This is a genomic window from Amycolatopsis sp. cmx-4-61 (assembly GCF_046548775.1).
GTDB lineage: Bacteria > Actinomycetota > Actinomycetes > Mycobacteriales > Pseudonocardiaceae > Amycolatopsis.
In genome coordinates, this window is record NZ_JAEBEI010000017.1 from 89,823 (window position 1) to 104,577 (window position 14,755).

At 71.5% G+C, this 14,755-nt stretch carries 13 protein-coding genes; 7 read left to right on the top strand and 6 right to left on the bottom strand.

Annotation, left to right across the window (positions count from 1 at the left end):
- Positions 1-30: 30 nt before the first annotated feature.
- The 5 genes from ACLJOU_RS35620 to ACLJOU_RS35640 all read left to right on the top strand — a co-directional run bounded on the left by ACLJOU_RS35620 (position 31) and on the right by ACLJOU_RS35640 (position 3,785).
- Complete coding sequence (locus tag ACLJOU_RS35620; protein ID WP_410573782.1) at positions 31-408, top strand: DUF5313 domain-containing protein; 378 nt, start codon at positions 31-33, stop codon at positions 406-408.
- Positions 409-439: 31 nt separating this feature from the next.
- Positions 440-1,375, top strand: a complete 936-nt coding sequence (locus tag ACLJOU_RS35625) for an RluA family pseudouridine synthase (protein ID WP_410573662.1) — start codon at positions 440-442, stop codon at positions 1,373-1,375.
- Between the two features lie 165 nt (positions 1,376-1,540).
- Positions 1,541-2,116: a dihydrofolate reductase family protein gene (locus ACLJOU_RS35630; protein ID WP_410573663.1), complete on the top strand. Its 576-nt coding sequence runs from the start codon at positions 1,541-1,543 to the stop codon at positions 2,114-2,116.
- 65 nt (positions 2,117-2,181) lie between these two features.
- A complete protein-coding gene (locus ACLJOU_RS35635) occupies positions 2,182-2,808 on the top strand; it encodes an alpha-ketoglutarate-dependent dioxygenase AlkB (protein WP_410573664.1) in 627 nt (208 codons plus the stop codon).
- Positions 2,809-2,828: 20 nt separating this feature from the next.
- Positions 2,829-3,785, top strand: coding sequence for a DUF1152 domain-containing protein (locus ACLJOU_RS35640; RefSeq protein ID WP_410573665.1), 957 nt, complete (start codon positions 2,829-2,831; stop codon positions 3,783-3,785).
- Positions 3,786-3,789: 4 nt separating this feature from the next.
- On the opposite strand, the gene ACLJOU_RS35645 is transcribed toward ACLJOU_RS35640, so the two are convergent.
- The 3 genes from ACLJOU_RS35645 to ACLJOU_RS35655 all read right to left on the bottom strand — a co-directional run bounded on the left by ACLJOU_RS35645 (position 3,790) and on the right by ACLJOU_RS35655 (position 7,012).
- Complete coding sequence (locus ACLJOU_RS35645; RefSeq protein ID WP_410573666.1) at positions 3,790-5,067, bottom strand: cytochrome P450; 1,278 nt, start codon at positions 5,065-5,067, stop codon at positions 3,790-3,792.
- A 73-nt stretch (positions 5,068-5,140) separates the two neighbouring features.
- Complete coding sequence (locus ACLJOU_RS35650) at positions 5,141-5,308, bottom strand: hypothetical protein (protein WP_410573667.1); 168 nt, start codon at positions 5,306-5,308, stop codon at positions 5,141-5,143.
- 42 nt (positions 5,309-5,350) lie between these two features.
- Positions 5,351-7,012, bottom strand: a complete 1,662-nt coding sequence (locus ACLJOU_RS35655; RefSeq protein ID WP_410573668.1) for a peptide-N4-asparagine amidase — start codon at positions 7,010-7,012, stop codon at positions 5,351-5,353.
- 129 nt (positions 7,013-7,141) lie between these two features.
- Between ACLJOU_RS35655 and ACLJOU_RS35660 the strand changes: the two genes are divergently transcribed.
- The gene (locus ACLJOU_RS35660) at positions 7,142-8,137 is read left to right on the top strand and encodes a LacI family DNA-binding transcriptional regulator (protein ID WP_410573669.1); all 996 of its coding nucleotides are present in this window, start codon (positions 7,142-7,144) and stop codon (positions 8,135-8,137) included.
- Positions 8,138-8,306: 169 nt separating this feature from the next.
- Complete coding sequence (locus ACLJOU_RS35665) at positions 8,307-9,515, top strand: MFS transporter (RefSeq protein WP_410573670.1); 1,209 nt, start codon at positions 8,307-8,309, stop codon at positions 9,513-9,515.
- Positions 9,516-9,563: 48 nt separating this feature from the next.
- Here ACLJOU_RS35665 and ACLJOU_RS35670 read toward each other — a convergent pair whose 3' ends face one another.
- Genes ACLJOU_RS35670 through ACLJOU_RS35680 form a run of 3 tightly spaced genes read right to left on the bottom strand, consistent with a single transcriptional unit; the run spans position 9,564 to position 14,691 of the window.
- The gene (locus tag ACLJOU_RS35670) at positions 9,564-10,454 is read right to left on the bottom strand and encodes an ROK family protein (protein WP_410573671.1); all 891 of its coding nucleotides are present in this window, start codon (positions 10,452-10,454) and stop codon (positions 9,564-9,566) included.
- On the bottom strand, positions 10,451-13,270 hold the full coding sequence (locus ACLJOU_RS35675; RefSeq protein WP_410573672.1) for a glycosyl hydrolase 2 galactose-binding domain-containing protein: 2,820 nt from the start codon (positions 13,268-13,270) through the stop codon (positions 10,451-10,453). The genes ACLJOU_RS35670 and ACLJOU_RS35675 overlap by 4 nt, the downstream gene beginning before the upstream one ends.
- On the bottom strand, positions 13,267-14,691 hold the full coding sequence (locus ACLJOU_RS35680; RefSeq protein WP_410573673.1) for an APC family permease: 1,425 nt from the start codon (positions 14,689-14,691) through the stop codon (positions 13,267-13,269). Before ACLJOU_RS35680 ends, ACLJOU_RS35675 begins: the two co-directional genes overlap by 4 nt.
- Positions 14,692-14,755: the final 64 nt, after the last annotated feature.

Sequence of the window (14,755 nt, forward strand, 5' to 3'; positions counted from 1 at the left end):
TGTACTATCAAAGCCATGGAACGACCGAATGTGCTTCGCCGGTTCGGCTACGCCGTCGGCGTGCGGCTGCCCGAGCGCTACAACGACTGGGCGTTGCACGACGCGACGTCGAAGCACTGGCGGGCCCGGTTCGTGCTGCAGCGCTCGATCGGCATCGTGCCGCTGTGCGCCGTCTGGCTGCTGCTGCCCGGCTCGATCTGGCTGCGGCTCTCGCTGGTCCTGATGGCCGCCCTCGTCGCGTACTTCTATTCGTGCGCGTACATGGAGGAGAGCGTCGAACACCGGCTCGGCCGGCAGGGGTTCCCGCACCACACCGGACGCCGCATCCGCGCCGAGGCCGCCGCAGCGAAGAACGCCGAGGCGACCGCCCGCTACCTCGCGCGCTACCGGACGCCGTCGGAGGGTTAGCTGTCGGAGGGTTAGCTACAGTCGGGGCACGATGAGACGCAAGCTCCGCCCGCCGATCCCGCCCCGCCACGGGCTGGACCCCGCCCGGCTCAAACTGCCCGACGGCGACTGGCCCACGCTGCTGGCGCACCTCGTCGACCGGCTGCCGCGCGTCACCCCGGGCCGCATCGAGGAAATGCTGCGCGAAGAGCGCATCCACGGCGTCGACGGCCCGCTCGGCGTCGACGCACCGTATGCGCCCGGCTCGTTCATCTGGTTCCACCGCGACCTGCCGGACGAAGTGCCGGTGCCCTTCGCCATCGACGTCGTGCACCGCGACGAGCACCTGCTCGTCGTCGACAAACCGCACTTCCTCGCGACCATCCCGCGCGGGCAGCACGTCCTGGAGACGGCGCTCGTGCGGCTGCGCCGCGAGCTGGACCTGCCGCACCTGGCCCCCGCGCACCGGCTGGACCGCGTCACGGCGGGGCTGGTGATGTTCGTGATCACGCCCGAGCTGCGCGGGAAGTACCAGACGCTGTTCCGCGACCGGCGGGTCCACAAGGAGTACGAAGCGATCGCGCCCCACGACCCGGCGCTGCCGCTCCCCCGGACCGTCCGGAGCCGGATCGTCAAGGACCGCGGCGTGCTGGCCGCCCGCGAGGTCCCGGGCGAACCGAACGCCGAGACCCACGTCGAACTGCTCGACCACCGCGACGGCCGGGCCCGGTACCGGCTGGTCCCCTCGACCGGCCGGACCCACCAGCTGCGGGTGCACCTGAGCGGCCTCGGCGTCCCGATCCTCGGCGACGACTTCTACCCGGTGCTGCGCGAGAAACCCCTGGGGGACTTCACGAAACCCCTGCAGCTGCTGGCCAAGGTCCTCGCCTTCGACGACCCGCTGACCGGCGCGCACCGCCGCTTCACGAGCGGGCGACGGCTCTCGGCCTGGGACGACCTCGACGCTTGGGCGGCGCCCCCGGCGTGACCGGGAACGTCCGCCCGGAGATCCGCCCGCACCCGCGCGGTCACGGACAAGACCCGCCCACCGCCCGCGCGGTGAGGCCGGAAGTTTTCCGCGGGACCGTGTCGAACCCGGCGCGGCCCGTTCGACGAACTCGCAGAAGCAGGATCGACCACCGAGGAGCACCGCATGCGCACCCTGATCTCCACCTCGTTCGTCTCGCTCGACGGCGTCGTCGAAGCACCCGGCGGCGAGCCGGGCTACCGCAACGCGGGCTGGACGTTCAAGGACATCGGGTTCGACCCGGCCGCCTACGCGATCAAGGGCAGTGAGCAGGAAGAAGCCACCGCGCTGCTGCTGGGCCGGATCAGCTACCAGGCGTTCGCGCCGGTCTGGCCGGGCATGACGGCCGAGTTCGCGGGGTACAACGCGATGCCGAAGTACGTCGTGTCGACCACCCTCACCGAGGCCGACCTGGTGGACAACTGGGGTGAAACGACGATCCTGCGCTCGCTGGCCGAGGTCTCGGCGCTGAAGGAGACCGAGGGCGGCCCGATCATCGTCAACGGCAGCGCCACCCTGAACCGCGCCCTGGCCGACGCGGGCCTGATCGACCGCTACCACCTGCTGGTCTTCCCGGTCCTGCTCGGTGCGGGCAAGCGGCTGTTCAGCGAGACCGACAAGGACAAGCAGAGCCTGGAACTGCTCGAGAGCGAGGCCTACCGCAACGGCATCCAGAAGCTGGTCTACGCCGTCACGCACTGACGTCACCGGGTCCGGCCGATGTTTCACGTAGAACATCTGTTCGAACATCGTGTACGGTCGGACCCATGACGACCCCGGCTCTGCAGGCATCGCTCTTCGGCGAGTCCGGCCCCGTCACGCTGCACGCGCTGGCACCCCGCCGGACCGAACTCGGCTCCGGCGCGTGGGTCGACGTGCAGCCGGGCTGGCTCGCCGGTGCCGACGAGGTGTTCGCCGACCTCGTCACCGGCGTCCCGTGGCAGGCGGAGCGGCGGAAGATGTACGACCGCGTGGTCGACGTCCCGCGGCTGCTCTGCTTCTACCGCGAACCGGAGACGCTCCCCCACCCCGTGCTGGCGGAGGCCCGCGCGGCGCTGACCGAGTTCTACGCGGGCGAACTCGGCGAGCCGTTCCGCACGGCGGGCCTGTGCTACTACCGCGACGGCCGGGACAGCGTCGCCTGGCACGGCGACACGATCGGCCGCGGCAGCACCCACGACACGATGGTCGCGATCCTCTCGGTGGGCACGGCACGCCACCTGGCCCTGCGTCCCCGCGGCGGCGGCGAGACGCACCGCTACGCCCTCGGCCACGGTGACCTGATCGTCATGGGCGGCTCGTGCCAGCGCACCTGGGAGCACGCGGTGCCGAAGACGAACCGGGCGGCCGGGCCGCGGATCAGCATCCAGTTCCGGCCGCGCGGCGTCCGCTGAGACCTCCGTACGATAGCGGCGTGTTTTCGCTCGCGGAGCCCCCGCTGTTCACCCGCCTTCGACCGGCCCGGCGGGTCCTGATCGCCGGCGCGGGCGGCGGGTTCGACGTCTACGCCGGCCTCCCGCTCGCCTTCGCCCTGCGCGCCCAGGGCAAGGAGGTCCACTTCGCGAACCTGGCGTTCAGCGACCTGAACCGGCTCGAACTCGACGACTGGATCGCGCCCGACGTCGCGCGGGTGCGGCCCGGCAGCGCGGGCGACGACGGCTACTTCCCCGAACGGACCCTCGCCCGCTGGCTCGGCACGCAGGGGTGGCCGCCGGTCGTCCACGCCTTCCCCCGCGTCGGGGCGTGGCCGCTGCGGGAAGCCTACGAAGCCCTCGTCGCGCAGCTCGCCGTCGACGCGGTGGTGCTCGTCGACGGCGGCACGGACATCCTGCTGCGCGGGGACGAGTCCGGGCTCGGCACGCCGGAAGAGGACATGGCCAGCCTCGCCGCGGTGGCCGCGCTGGAAGGTGTCGACCGCATCGTCGTCAGCCTCGGCTTCGGCATCGACGCCTTCCACGGCGTCTGCCACGCGCACGTGCTGGAGAACCTCGCCGCCCTCGACCGGGCCGGCGGGTACCTGGGCGCGCTGTCGATCCCGTCGGCGTCCCCGGAGGCGGCGGCCTACCTCGACGCCGTCGCGGACGCGAACCGCGCGACCCCGAGCCGGCCGAGCATCGTCCAGGGGCAGATCGCCGCGGCGCTGCGGGGTGAGTTCGGAGACGTGCACGGCAGCACCCGCACCGCCGGCAGCGAGCTGTTCGTGAACCCGCTGATGGGGGTCTACTTCGCCGCGGACCTGGTGGCGTTGGCCGCCGGCGTCGGCTACCTGGCGGAGCTCGCGACGACGAACACCGCGACCGAGGTCGCGCTGGTCATCGAGGCGCACCGGGACCGCGTCAAGCGCCGGCCGCGGCGGGCCATCCCGCACTGACCCCTCAGTCCACCAGCACCGGCAGCTCGTCCAGACCGTACACAATGGACACCTTGCGGAAGGAAAGCCCGTCCTCGGGCACGGCGAGCCGCAGGTTCGGGAAGCGGCGGATCAGGGCGGGGTAGGCCGTGCGCAGCTCCATCCGGGCCAGTTCCGCGCCGATGCAGCGGTGGATGCCGTAGCTGAACGCCAGGTGCGACGTCGGCTCGCGGGTCGCGTCGAAGGTCTCCATGTCCGGGCCGAGCTTCGGGTCGCGGTCCGCCGCCGACAGCGACACCAGGACGATGTCGCCCTCGGCGATGCGCACGCCGCCGATTTCCATGTCCTCCTTGGCGAAGCGCGGGAACGCCATCTGGACCACGGTCAGGTAACGCAGCAGCTCCTCGACGAAGCGGTGCACGGACTCGGCGTCGCCGCGGACGGCGTCCATCGCCTTTTCGTCGCGCAGCAGCACCAGCGCCCCGAGCGCCAGCATGCTCGCCGTGGTCTCCAGGCCGCCGGTGAGCACGCCGTCGGCCAGGCCGGCCAGCTCGCGGTCGTCGATCTCGTCGCCGTGTTCCTTGATCAGCATGCCGAGCAGGCCGTCGCCGGGCTGTTCGCGCTGCTTCTTCACGATGTCCAGCAGGTAGGTCAGCGACTCCGACATCGCACCGAGCGAGGCGCCGGCGCCGCCGAAGAGGTCGAACCGCGCGGTGCTCAGCCGCTGGAAGTCCTCGCGGTCCTCATAGGACACGCCGAGCAGCTCGCAGATGGTCAGCGACGGGATCGGCAGCGCGAACGCCTGCCACAGGTCGACCGGCCCGTCGGTGGCGGCCATCGCGTCGAGCTGCGCGGCGACGATCTCCTCGATGCGCGGGGCGAGCCGGTTCAGCCGGCGCATGGTGAACTCCGGCGTCAGCAGCTTCCGCAGCCGCGTGTGCACCGGCGGGTCCGCGAAGCCGAGCCCACCCGGGTTCTGGTCGGCGGTGACACCGGCGTTGCCGACGAGGTTGCCGAAGTCGCTGGAGAACCCGGTGGCCTTCCCGAGGACGGCCTTCGCCTCGTCGTAACCGGTGACGAGCCAGGCGTTCATCCCGAAGGGCAGGTCGAGCTTCCCGATCGGCGCTTGCTCCCGCTTCGCGGCCATCGCGGGGACGGGGTCGAGGCCGTCCCGCTTCAGCGGCAGCAGCGCCGAATCGGGCAGGATGGCCGACATCTTCTCGAGGTCGAAGCCCTTTTTCGACTGCCGGGCGAGGTAGCGCCGGCCGACCCAGCCCAGAACCCGTGAGCGGAGACTCCCCATGGGACCGACAGTACCGCACTAGCCCGATCGGGTGACGAAGACCGAGACGCGGTTCACGCGGACTCGCCGGCGGTCAGTGGATCCGGCCCGTGGTCCTGTGCGCCCGCTGGGCGTCGGCCTCGCGGGACTCCTCCGACCACCTCGACAGCGCGAGTCCGACCCCGCGCTGCACTCGGTCGGCGCCGCCCGCCACGTTCGCCGGGACCGGGATGTCGAGCGGCCGGTTCCCGTCGCTGATCACCCTGGCCGCCCCGGACGGCGGGTTCGGTCACGAGCCGGCACCCTATCGGTGCCGCGGCAGCTCCCGGTTCTCCGTGATCAGCCCGTGCTCGCTCGCCACGTAGTGGAAGTACGGCCGTCCGAGGTCGTCCGTGCCCGTGAACAGCGTCTTCGAGCGGCCGTCCGCCTCCGTGTTCACGCCGTTCGTGCGGGCCAGCACACCCGATGACGCCAGCCACTCCCGTGACCCGCGCACCGGCCGCCAGCCGGGGCCGTCGGCGGTCAGGTCGGCGAGGGTCTTCGTCATGTCCACCGCACCCGAGATCCGGAGGTTCTGGTCGTCGGTGATGTTCGCCGTCGCGTCGGTCGTCAGGGGGTAGGACCAGGTGTGGCGGGCCGCCGAGCGGACTCGGCCGTCCAGTGTGGACACCGATGTCTGCTGGCCCGAATCCGCCTGGACGACGTGCTGGGTGAAGCCGCCGCCGGTGACGTCGTCGGTGTTGCGGTAGTCGCGGGTGCGCTCGACCCGCGTGTGCACCCGGCCCGCGGACGTGTCGACGTAGCCCGCCGTGACGTCGTCGCGCTTCGCCGTCACCGTGACCCGCACGCCGCCGGGAATGTCCCCGACCGTCGTCTGCCGGGCGGGTGCCGCCGCGACGCCGGCCTGGGTCAGCGCGCCGGACGTGCGGGCCGCGTGGTGGTCGGTGTAGAGCAGCAGCGTCGGGACGACGGTGAACTCGCCGCCGATGTCCGGGAACGAGAAGGACAGGTCGTGGCGGCCGCCGTCGACGAGCCGGCCGGCGAACGGCGTGACGTCGTAGCTTTCCGAGTGCAGGCTGAACGTGTCGATCGCGACGACCGGCCGCCACAGCTGGGGCACGATCCCGCCGGAGTAGATGTGCGGGAAGGTGAACGCGCTCCCGGCGGCCGTCCCGTCGATCGCGAAGTTCGCCTCGCGGTAGGGACCCTTGCCGCAGAGGCCGGCCGCGGGGTACTTCGCGGCGACGGCGTCGGGGACGTCGTCGAACCACTGCTCGTCGCAGGCGTGCCCTTCGAGGGTGACCTCCAGGACGGCGCGGGTGATGTTGCGCGGCAGGTCCTGCGCGGTGAAGTGCACGGTCGGCGCGGCGGGGGTCGCGTCGGCGTGCCCCAACCCGGCGACGTGGTCGGGCGTCTCGGGCGCGGGGTGCCGGTGATCCGCCTGGTAGTAGGTGAGCGTCACGGTCTGGGCGTAGACGCCGGTGTAGACCGCCGAGGTGTAGTTCTCGACACCGCCGTGGAAGGGCTGCGGGGTCCGCAGCAGCGCGGCATACGGCGTCAGGTCCTTGTCGAAGTGGTAGGTGATCGCGCGGCGGCCCTCGCCGCTGGGCTCCTCGGTCGTGCCCCACCACACCTCGGTGCCGCCGATCCGCAGGTCGCCGATCCGGTCGTATTGCCGCCCGCTCACGGTCACGGTCTGGTCCATGACGACCTTCGCCCACGGACCGGGACAGGCCTTCGGCGGGGTGAGAGTGCCTTCGTAGTACTGCGGGCTGCCGTCGGCGGCATTGGAGCGGAAACCGTCGGCGAGGGTGACGCTGCAGTGCGGCGTGTCGGGCCTGCCGACGCCGGGCGCCGCGGTCACCGGGTTGTCGGTGTCGCCTTCCAGGACCGGGGCGGCCGAGGCGACCGCCCCGGAGAGCACCCAGGCCAGCACCAGTGACAGCACGATCGTGAAGATCCGCACCCGGACTCCTCCCAGCGGCAGGCCCACCCGGCTGGAGCCTAGCGGCGCGCGCATCCGACCAACGTCGGTAATCGTCGTCTGAAACGTTTCATACCGTGCTAGGCTCGGCCGTCTCAGCGAGGGGGTCCGGTGGTCGGCATCAAGGACGTCGCCAAGCGGGCGGGCGTTTCCATCGGCACGGTGTCCAATGTGGTCAACCGGCCGCACGTCGTCGCGGCCGCGACGCGCAGCCGCGTCCTTTCGGTGATCGAGGAGCTCGGGTACGTCCGCGACGAGTCCGCCCGGCAGCTGCGGGCCGGGCGCAGCCGCGTGCTGGGGCTGCTCGTGCTCGACCTCGGGAACCCGTTCTTCGTCGACGTCGCCCGCGGGGCCGAGGAGGCCGCGCACGCCGAAGGCCTCAACATCATCACCTGCAACAGCGGGCAGCGCTCCGAACTCGAGGCGTCCTACCTGGCGATGTTCGCCGAGCAGCGGGTCCGCGGGGTGCTGCTGAGCCCGGTCGCGACCTCCGGCGAGGCCCTGCGGACGTTCCGGCGCACCGGCACGCCGTACGTCTTCGTCGACCGCAAGGTCCCGGCGTCGGAGGCCAGTTCGGTGTCGGTCGACGACGTCGCCGGCGGTGCGCTCGGCGGACGGCACCTGCTGGAGACCGGGCACCGGCGGATCGCGTTCGTCAACGGTCCCCCCATCCTCACCCAGTGCCGCGACCGCGAGCGGGGGCTGCGCAACGCGCTGGCCGGCTCGGGCGCGGAACTCACCGTGCTGGAAGCGATCGGGCTCGACGTCTCCTCCGGCCGCGACGCCGGCGCGCGCCTGCTCGGCACGAGCCCGCGGCCGACGGCGGTGTTCTGCGCGAACGACCTCCTCGCCCTGGGTGTGCTGCAGGCGATGGTCGGCGCGGGCGTCCGCGTCCCGGACGAGATGGCGATCGTCGGCTACGACGACATCGAGTTCGCGGGCGCCGCGGCCGTCCCGCTGACGTCGGTCCGCCAGCCGGCCCGCCGCCTCGGCCGCACGGCCGCGGAACTGCTGCTGGCCGAGACGTCGGACGCGAAACCGGAACGGCAGGCCGTGGTGTTCACCCCGGAGCTGGTCGTGCGCGAGTCGACCCGGGTGCGCCGCTGATCCAGGTCGTGGCGGACAGCCGGTGGTCCAGCACGACGTACCCGGTGTGCTCGCCGGAGGGACGCAGGTCGTTGCCGCCGCGCGCGGCTCGGCCGCGTCGAGGTCGGCGCCGGCCGCCGCCCGGCAATTCGGTTGGCATTCACCGGCCCGTTCGGCAAGGTGGGGGATCATGGCGTCCAGGTGGGTGCGGCTGCAGGCCGTCGCGGTGTCCGGTTCCTCCGCCGAAGGCCTGGTACTGGCCGCGCTCCCCCTGCTCGCGGTGTCCGTCACCACCGATCCGCGCGAAGTGTCGCTGATCAACGTCGTCGGGGAAGCGCCGTGGCTGCTGCTGTCCCTGTTCGCCGGGGTGCTGATCGACCGGGTGCGCCGGACCACCGTGCTGGCCTGGTCCTACGCCGTGCTGGCCGCGGCCGCCGTCGTGCTCGCCACCGTGGCCTCCGCCGGACTGCTCAGCCTGCCCGTGCTGCTGGTCGTCGCCTTCGTGGTCACCTCGGCGCGGGTGCTCGGGGACGGCGCCAGCGGCGCGCTCGTCCCGGAGGTCGTCGGCCCCGGCCGGCTCGCCCACGCCAACGCGCGGCTCACCGTGATCGACCAGGGTGTCGTGCGGTTCGTCGTACCGCCGCTGACCGGGTTCCTGATCGCGGTGAGCGGCGGGGCGCCCGCCTGGCTGGCCGTGGTGTGCGCGCTCGGCGCCCTGGCGCTGGCCCACCGGATCCCCTCGCAGTCGGTCGTGGCGGCGTCGACGCACCCGCTGCGGGACCTCTCCGGCGGGCTGCGGCACCTGGTGCGGACGCCGCTGCTGCGCTCGATCACGATCAACGTCGCCCTCGGCTCGTTCGCCGCCAGCGCCGGCAACTCGATGTTCGTGCTCTACGCGACACAGGTGCTGCACGTCGGCCCGGTCGGCTACGGGCTGCTGCTCGCCTGCTTCGCCGTCGGCTGGGTCGCGTCGTCGTTCGTGGTGCAGCAGGTGGTGGACCGGCTCGGCTACTCGTGGTCGATGCGGTTCTCGCAGGGTTTCGGGGCCGTGGTGACGCTCATGATCGCCGTCGTCCCGCCGTGGCCGCCGCTGGTCGGCCTCGTGCTGGTGTCCCTGACGGCGACCGTGCTGATCTGGAACGTCTGCTCGCAGTCGAGCCGGCAGCGCTTCACGCCGGCGCCGCTGCTGGGCCGGGTGCTCACCAGCCACCGGGCGCTGGCCTGGGGCCTGACGCCGCTGGGTGCGCTGACCGGCGGCCTGGTCGCGGCGCACTGGAGCATCCGCGGGGTGTGGGTGGTGGCCGCGGGCATCCAGGCCGCCAGCGCGGTGCTCGTGTGGTTCCAGCTGTCACCCGCCGCCTTCCGGCAGGCCGAAGAGGTCGCCGCGGCCCGGGCGTGAAACCCGGGTGGTGCACCGGGTCGGGGCACCGGCACACCACCCGGAAGGCTAACCGCCCAGCGCCAGCGCCACCGCGCCCAGCAGGGCCGCGTCCTGGTCGAACCGGGCGGGAACGAGCTGGGGCGGGAACGGCACCGCGTGCGCGAGCCGGTCGGCCAGCGCCGGCAGCAGCACGTCCGCCGAGCGCACGAGCCCGCCGCCGACCGCGATGCGCTCCGGGTCGAGGGCGATCGCCAGGTTGGCCACGTGCATCGACAGCTCGTCGAGCGCGGCCGTCACCAGTTCCTTGGCCTCGACGTTCTCCTTGGCCAGCGCGAACAGTTCCCCGGCGGTGACCGGGCGGCCGAGCAGTTCGCTCGCCCGGCCGCCCAGCCCACGCCCACCGACGGCTTCCTCGAGCGGCGCCGCTCCGCTCGCGAAGCCCTCGGTGTCCTGCGGCGAGAGCAGGTTGTACCCGATCTCGCCGGCAGCTCCGTTGGCGCCGGTCAGCAACCGGCCACCGACCAGCACCGCGGCCGCGATGCCGGTGCCCAATGAGAGGAACACCGCCGGGTCGGCCCCGGCGAGCGCGCCCCAGCGCCACTCCGCCAGCGCCGCCGCCTTCGCGTCCGTGCCCACCGAGATGGCCACGCCCGGGAACTCCGCGGCCACCAGCTCCGCCAGGTGCAGTTCCTCCCACCCGGGCACGTTCGGCGCGAGCAGGATGCGGTCCGGCAGCACGATCCCCGGGCTGACGACGCCGATGCAGGCGGCCACCGCGCCCTCGTCGGCCAGGAGGGCCCTGGCCGCGGCGAGCGCGCGCACCACCACCTGCTCGGCCCCCGCGTGCGCGTCGGTGTCCAGCCGGCGGGTCGCCAGCAGTGTCCCGTCGCGGTCGGCGAGCCCCAGCGCCACTTTCGTGCCGCCGAAGTCGATCCCGAGAATCCGTTCCCCGCTCACGCGTGCGCCCCTCCTGTCCCCCGGACCACGATCCGGCCCGTGTTGAGCCCGTCGACGCTGATCACCGGTGCCGCGCCGCACAGGTCGGCCGCCGGGTAGCGGACCGTCAGCGTCTGCGACTGGCCCGGCCACAGCGTGATGTCGTTGTCGTCCCAGGTCGCGTTCGCGAGCTGGTTGTCCCCCGGCGCTTCACGCCCGTCCGGCGTTCCCCGGCGGACGTCGGCCCGCAGGAAGAACGCCGCGCCCGGCGTCTTCGCCGTGTTCGTGACCGTCACCGTGGTGACCAGGGCCGTCCCGTCCCGGCGGGTCGAGGCGACCGCGCCGACCTGGGACTTCGGCAGGTTCTGCAGCGCCTGCAGGTTGCTGTACTGCGACAGCGTCGCCTGCGGGTTGCCCAGGGTCTTGGCCCAGTCGACGACGTCCTTCTGCGTCGAGAGCCAGTAGACGTTCCGGTCGACGACCTTCCCGCCCCGGGTGACCTGCAGCTCGACGAAGTAGACCTGCGCGGGCGCCGGAGCCTTCGTCTCCGCGGGCACCTTCGGCTTCAGGACCCCGGTGCGCACACCCTGACTGCCGAGGCTGATGCCGGACGCGGTCTGGTCGTCGAGCACCTTGCCCGCGGTGTCGATGACGCGGGCCCGCACCGAAAGCCCGGACTGGGTGGCCGCGCCGAGGTTGTCCAGGGTGACCGACCCGTTGTCGTAGCCGTAGAGCGCGTGCAGCGGTTTGTTGGCCTTCTGCGCGCCGAAGTACGCGCCCGGCTGGTCGCCGTCGTCGTTGTAGAGCGACCACAGCAGCGTCGGCCAGCCCTTGTTCAGCTGCCAGTAGACGACGCCGGTCGCCGGGTTGGCCTTGTCCGTCGAGTGGTGCAGGAACGCCTCGAACTGCGAGCGGGTGTTCTCGTAGTTCGCGATGTTGGCCAGGTCCACATAGGACTTCAGCGAGTTCCACTTCCCGTACCGCTGCAGGATGGACTGGTCCAGCGTGTACAGCGTGCCGAACGCGTAACCGCCGTGGCCGGGCTCGAAGTTCGCGTGGTACTGGTTGTACGCCGGGTCCTGCCACAGCTTCGCCTGCTCGGCGGGCGAGAGGAACCGCTTGATCGAGTCCAGCGTCGGCACGGTGTGCCCGGCGCTCTGCTCGCTCGCGAAGCCCCACGCGCCACCGGCGTTCGTGCGGCTGTCGTCGGAAGCGTCGAAGTGCGAGCTGTCGTACCAGTACGACGGCGGGACCCAGTCGTACGGGCCCTCCTTCTCCCCCGAGTTGCCCAGCGTCGGCGTGCTCTTGTACTCCGCCGAAGCGATCACCGGAACCTGGAAGTCCTCCTGCCGGAACGCGGTCAGGACGGCCTGCTCCTGGTTCGGGAACGGCTCGTTGTCGCTCCAGCCGTAGTTGAACACGCTGGGGTGGTTGCGTTCGCGCTGCGCGATGCTCACCGAGGAGTCGTGGATGATCCGCAGGTCGCGCCGGCCGAGCTGCTCGGCGGTGTCGGGCTGCCAGGCGTCACAGCAGAGGAACCCGCCGATGACCAGCAGGCCGGCGCGGTCGGCCTGGTCGTAGAAATCCGGCGGCATGTCGTGGCCCTCGAGCCGGACGCCGGACAGGCCCAGGTTCTTGATCAGCGCGATCTGGTGCGCGGTGTCGGCCTGGTCGTAGCGCAGGAACAGGTCCGGCGCGAAGCCGCCGCCGCGGAAGACGAAGTCCTTGCCGTTGATGGTGAACTGCCGCGCGCCGTCCGGCAGCGGCGCCGACTTCCCGACCAGCCGCGAGGTCACCGTGCGGATGCCGAAGGTGCTCTTCGACGACGTCGAGAGCACGCCGTCCTGCGAGACGGCGGTGGTCAGCGTGTACAGCGGCTGGCCGCCCATCGAGTACGGCCACCAGACCTGCGGGTGGGCGATCTTCACCGGCGCGAAGACGACCGTCTGCTTGGTGCCGGCCGGGATCGTGACGCGCTGCTGGACGACGATCGGCGCGCCCGAGGGCGGGGTGATCGTCGCGGCGACGTCGCCGGTCTGCGGCGTGGCCGCGTTGTTGGTGACGTCCAGCTTCACGGTCAGCTTCGAGCTGGACAGGTCGGGCGCGTTGTCCTGCACGACGTGGGCGTTGTCCCCGGTCAGCGCGTCGGACACCTGCAGGGTCGGCGGGAACTGGATGCCCGTGTCGTTGTCCGGCGGGATCTGGCTCCAGTCGACCTGGTCGAGGGTGTACATCTTGAGCGGGTTGTTCGGGTACACCTTGATCGCCAGGGTGTTGCGGCCCGACTTCACCAGCTTGGTGACGTCGAAGGTGTGGCCGGCGAACGCGCCGCTCACGATGTCCTTCGTGGCGACGAGCGAGCCGTTCACCCACACGTCGCCCTCGCCGACGATGCCCGGGATGGTCAGCTTCGCGTGCTGGCCGGGGCGGAAGTCCGGGGTGAAGTCGGTGCGGTACCACCACGGGTCGGAGAACGGCTTCGTCACGACCGGGCCGAGCTTGTCGACGTACCCGAAGCACTTGCGCATGTTGTCCGAATAGAAGACGTCCGGGCACTTGCCGTTCTGCACCAGGGCGTTGATCTCGGTGCCGGGCGCGCCGGCGTCGTCCGGTTTCACCAGCAGCCAGCCTCGGGTGGCGTATCCCGGCGTGGAGACTCTCTCGCCGCCGTCCTTGACGCTCGCCGTGGTCAGGACCTGCCAGCCCTGCAGGCCGATGGTGCTGAACCCGTGCGGCTTCGCGACGGCCTGGGTGTCCTGCGCGGCGGCCGGCCCGGCCGCGCCGAGCACCCCGGGGACGAGGAGCAGCGCGGCGAAGACCGCGAGCTTCCGGCTCATGCCTGAGCCCCTTCCGGTTCGGTGGCGAAGGCTTCCTTGATCTCCTTGGGACCGAACGGCCAGGTGCGTTCGGCCTTGGCGTAGGCGAGGTAGGCGAGCGCGCCGACGGCGATCCAGCCGAGCGACAGCCAGATGGAAAGCCAGTCGGCCGAAACGTAGATGTAGACCCAGCCGACGAGCGCGACGATCGTCGGCACCGGGTAGAGCCACTGCCGGTACGGCCGCCTCAGCTCCGGCTGGCGGCGGCGCAGCACGATGATCGCGGCCACCTGGGCCAGCGACTGGATGATGACCAGGGTCGCGACCGCCGCGTTGATCACCGTGGTCAGGGTGAACAGCGAACCGAGGATCGTGATCGCGCCCATGGTGAGCACGCCGGCGGTGGGCAGGTGCAGCTTCGGGTGCAGCTTGCCGAACACGGGCAGGAACACCTTGTCGCGCGCGGCTTCGAACGGCACGCGCGAGCCGCCGAGCAGGCCGGCGAAGACGGACCCGATCGCGGCGATCACGATCAGCACGGTGATGGCCTTCGCCGTGCCGGTGCCCCAGACCTGTTCCAGCACCGACGAAGCGACCGACTTCGCCTCCTTCAGCTGCTCCAGCGGGATCGAGCCGAGCACGCCGACCTGCAGCAGGAAGTACAGGCCCATGATGCCGAGGATCGAGAAGATGATCGAGCGGGGCAGGGTGCGGCCCGGGGTGCGCACTTCGCCGCCGAGGTAGGCGGAGGTGTTGTAGCCGAGGTAGTCGTAGATGGCGATGATCAAACCGGCGCCGAGGCCGCCCCAGAAGGTGCCCGCACCGGCGGAGCCGAACGCGCCCGGGGTGAAGGCGAACGCCTGCGCCGCGCTGAAGTGGGAGAACGCGGCGACGATCGTCGTCAGGACCGCGGCGAGCATGACCACGAACAGGACCGTGGTGAGCTTGGAGATCTGCCCGATCTTCCGGAACAGTGCCAGGATGATCACCAGCGTGATGCCGACGCCGATGATCTTGCCCAGCGGCGTCGTGCCGGCGTCGTCGGTGACGCCGGGGATCAGGTAGCCGAGGTACTGGACGAGCCCGATGATGCCGGTCGACATGATGAGTGGGATGAACAGCACCGCGCTCCAGACGAAGAGGAACGGCATCAGCCGCCCGGTCCGGTACTGGAACGCTTCGCGCAGGTAGAGGTAGGTGCCACCGGCCCCCGGCATCGCGGCGCCCAGCTCGGCCCAGATGAGCCCGTCGGCCAGCGCGACGATCGCCCCGATGATCCAGCCGAACATCGCCTGCGGGCCGCCCATGGTGGCGACCATGGCGGGGATCGTGACGAACGGGCCGATACCGCACATCTGGGTCATGTTGATCGCGGTGGCCTGCAGCGGGCCGATCCTGCGCTCCAGGGCGGGCGGTTCCCCGGACCGGGTGGGTGAACTCACGACGTGCCTCCGACTAGTAGTTAGTAAAGTTTCTTAACATAGAACGCGCGGGGTCGAAAGGGTT

What these genes read in the sequence shown, in the direction of transcription:
- ACLJOU_RS35635 (WP_410573664.1), top strand. Translation starts at nt 2,182, where the DNA reads ATGACGACCCCGGCTCTGCAGGCATCGCTCTTCGGCGAGTCCGGCCCC.
- ACLJOU_RS35675 (WP_410573672.1), bottom strand. Translation starts at nt 13,270, where the DNA reads ATGAGCCGGAAGCTCGCGGTCTTCGCCGCGCTGCTCCTCGTCCCCGGG.
- ACLJOU_RS35625 (WP_410573662.1), top strand. Translation starts at nt 440, where the DNA reads ATGAGACGCAAGCTCCGCCCGCCGATCCCGCCCCGCCACGGGCTGGAC.
- ACLJOU_RS35665 (WP_410573670.1), top strand. Translation starts at nt 8,307, where the DNA reads ATGGCGTCCAGGTGGGTGCGGCTGCAGGCCGTCGCGGTGTCCGGTTCC.
- ACLJOU_RS35645 (WP_410573666.1), bottom strand. Translation starts at nt 5,067, where the DNA reads ATGGGGAGTCTCCGCTCACGGGTTCTGGGCTGGGTCGGCCGGCGCTAC.
- ACLJOU_RS35630 (WP_410573663.1), top strand. Translation starts at nt 1,541, where the DNA reads ATGCGCACCCTGATCTCCACCTCGTTCGTCTCGCTCGACGGCGTCGTC.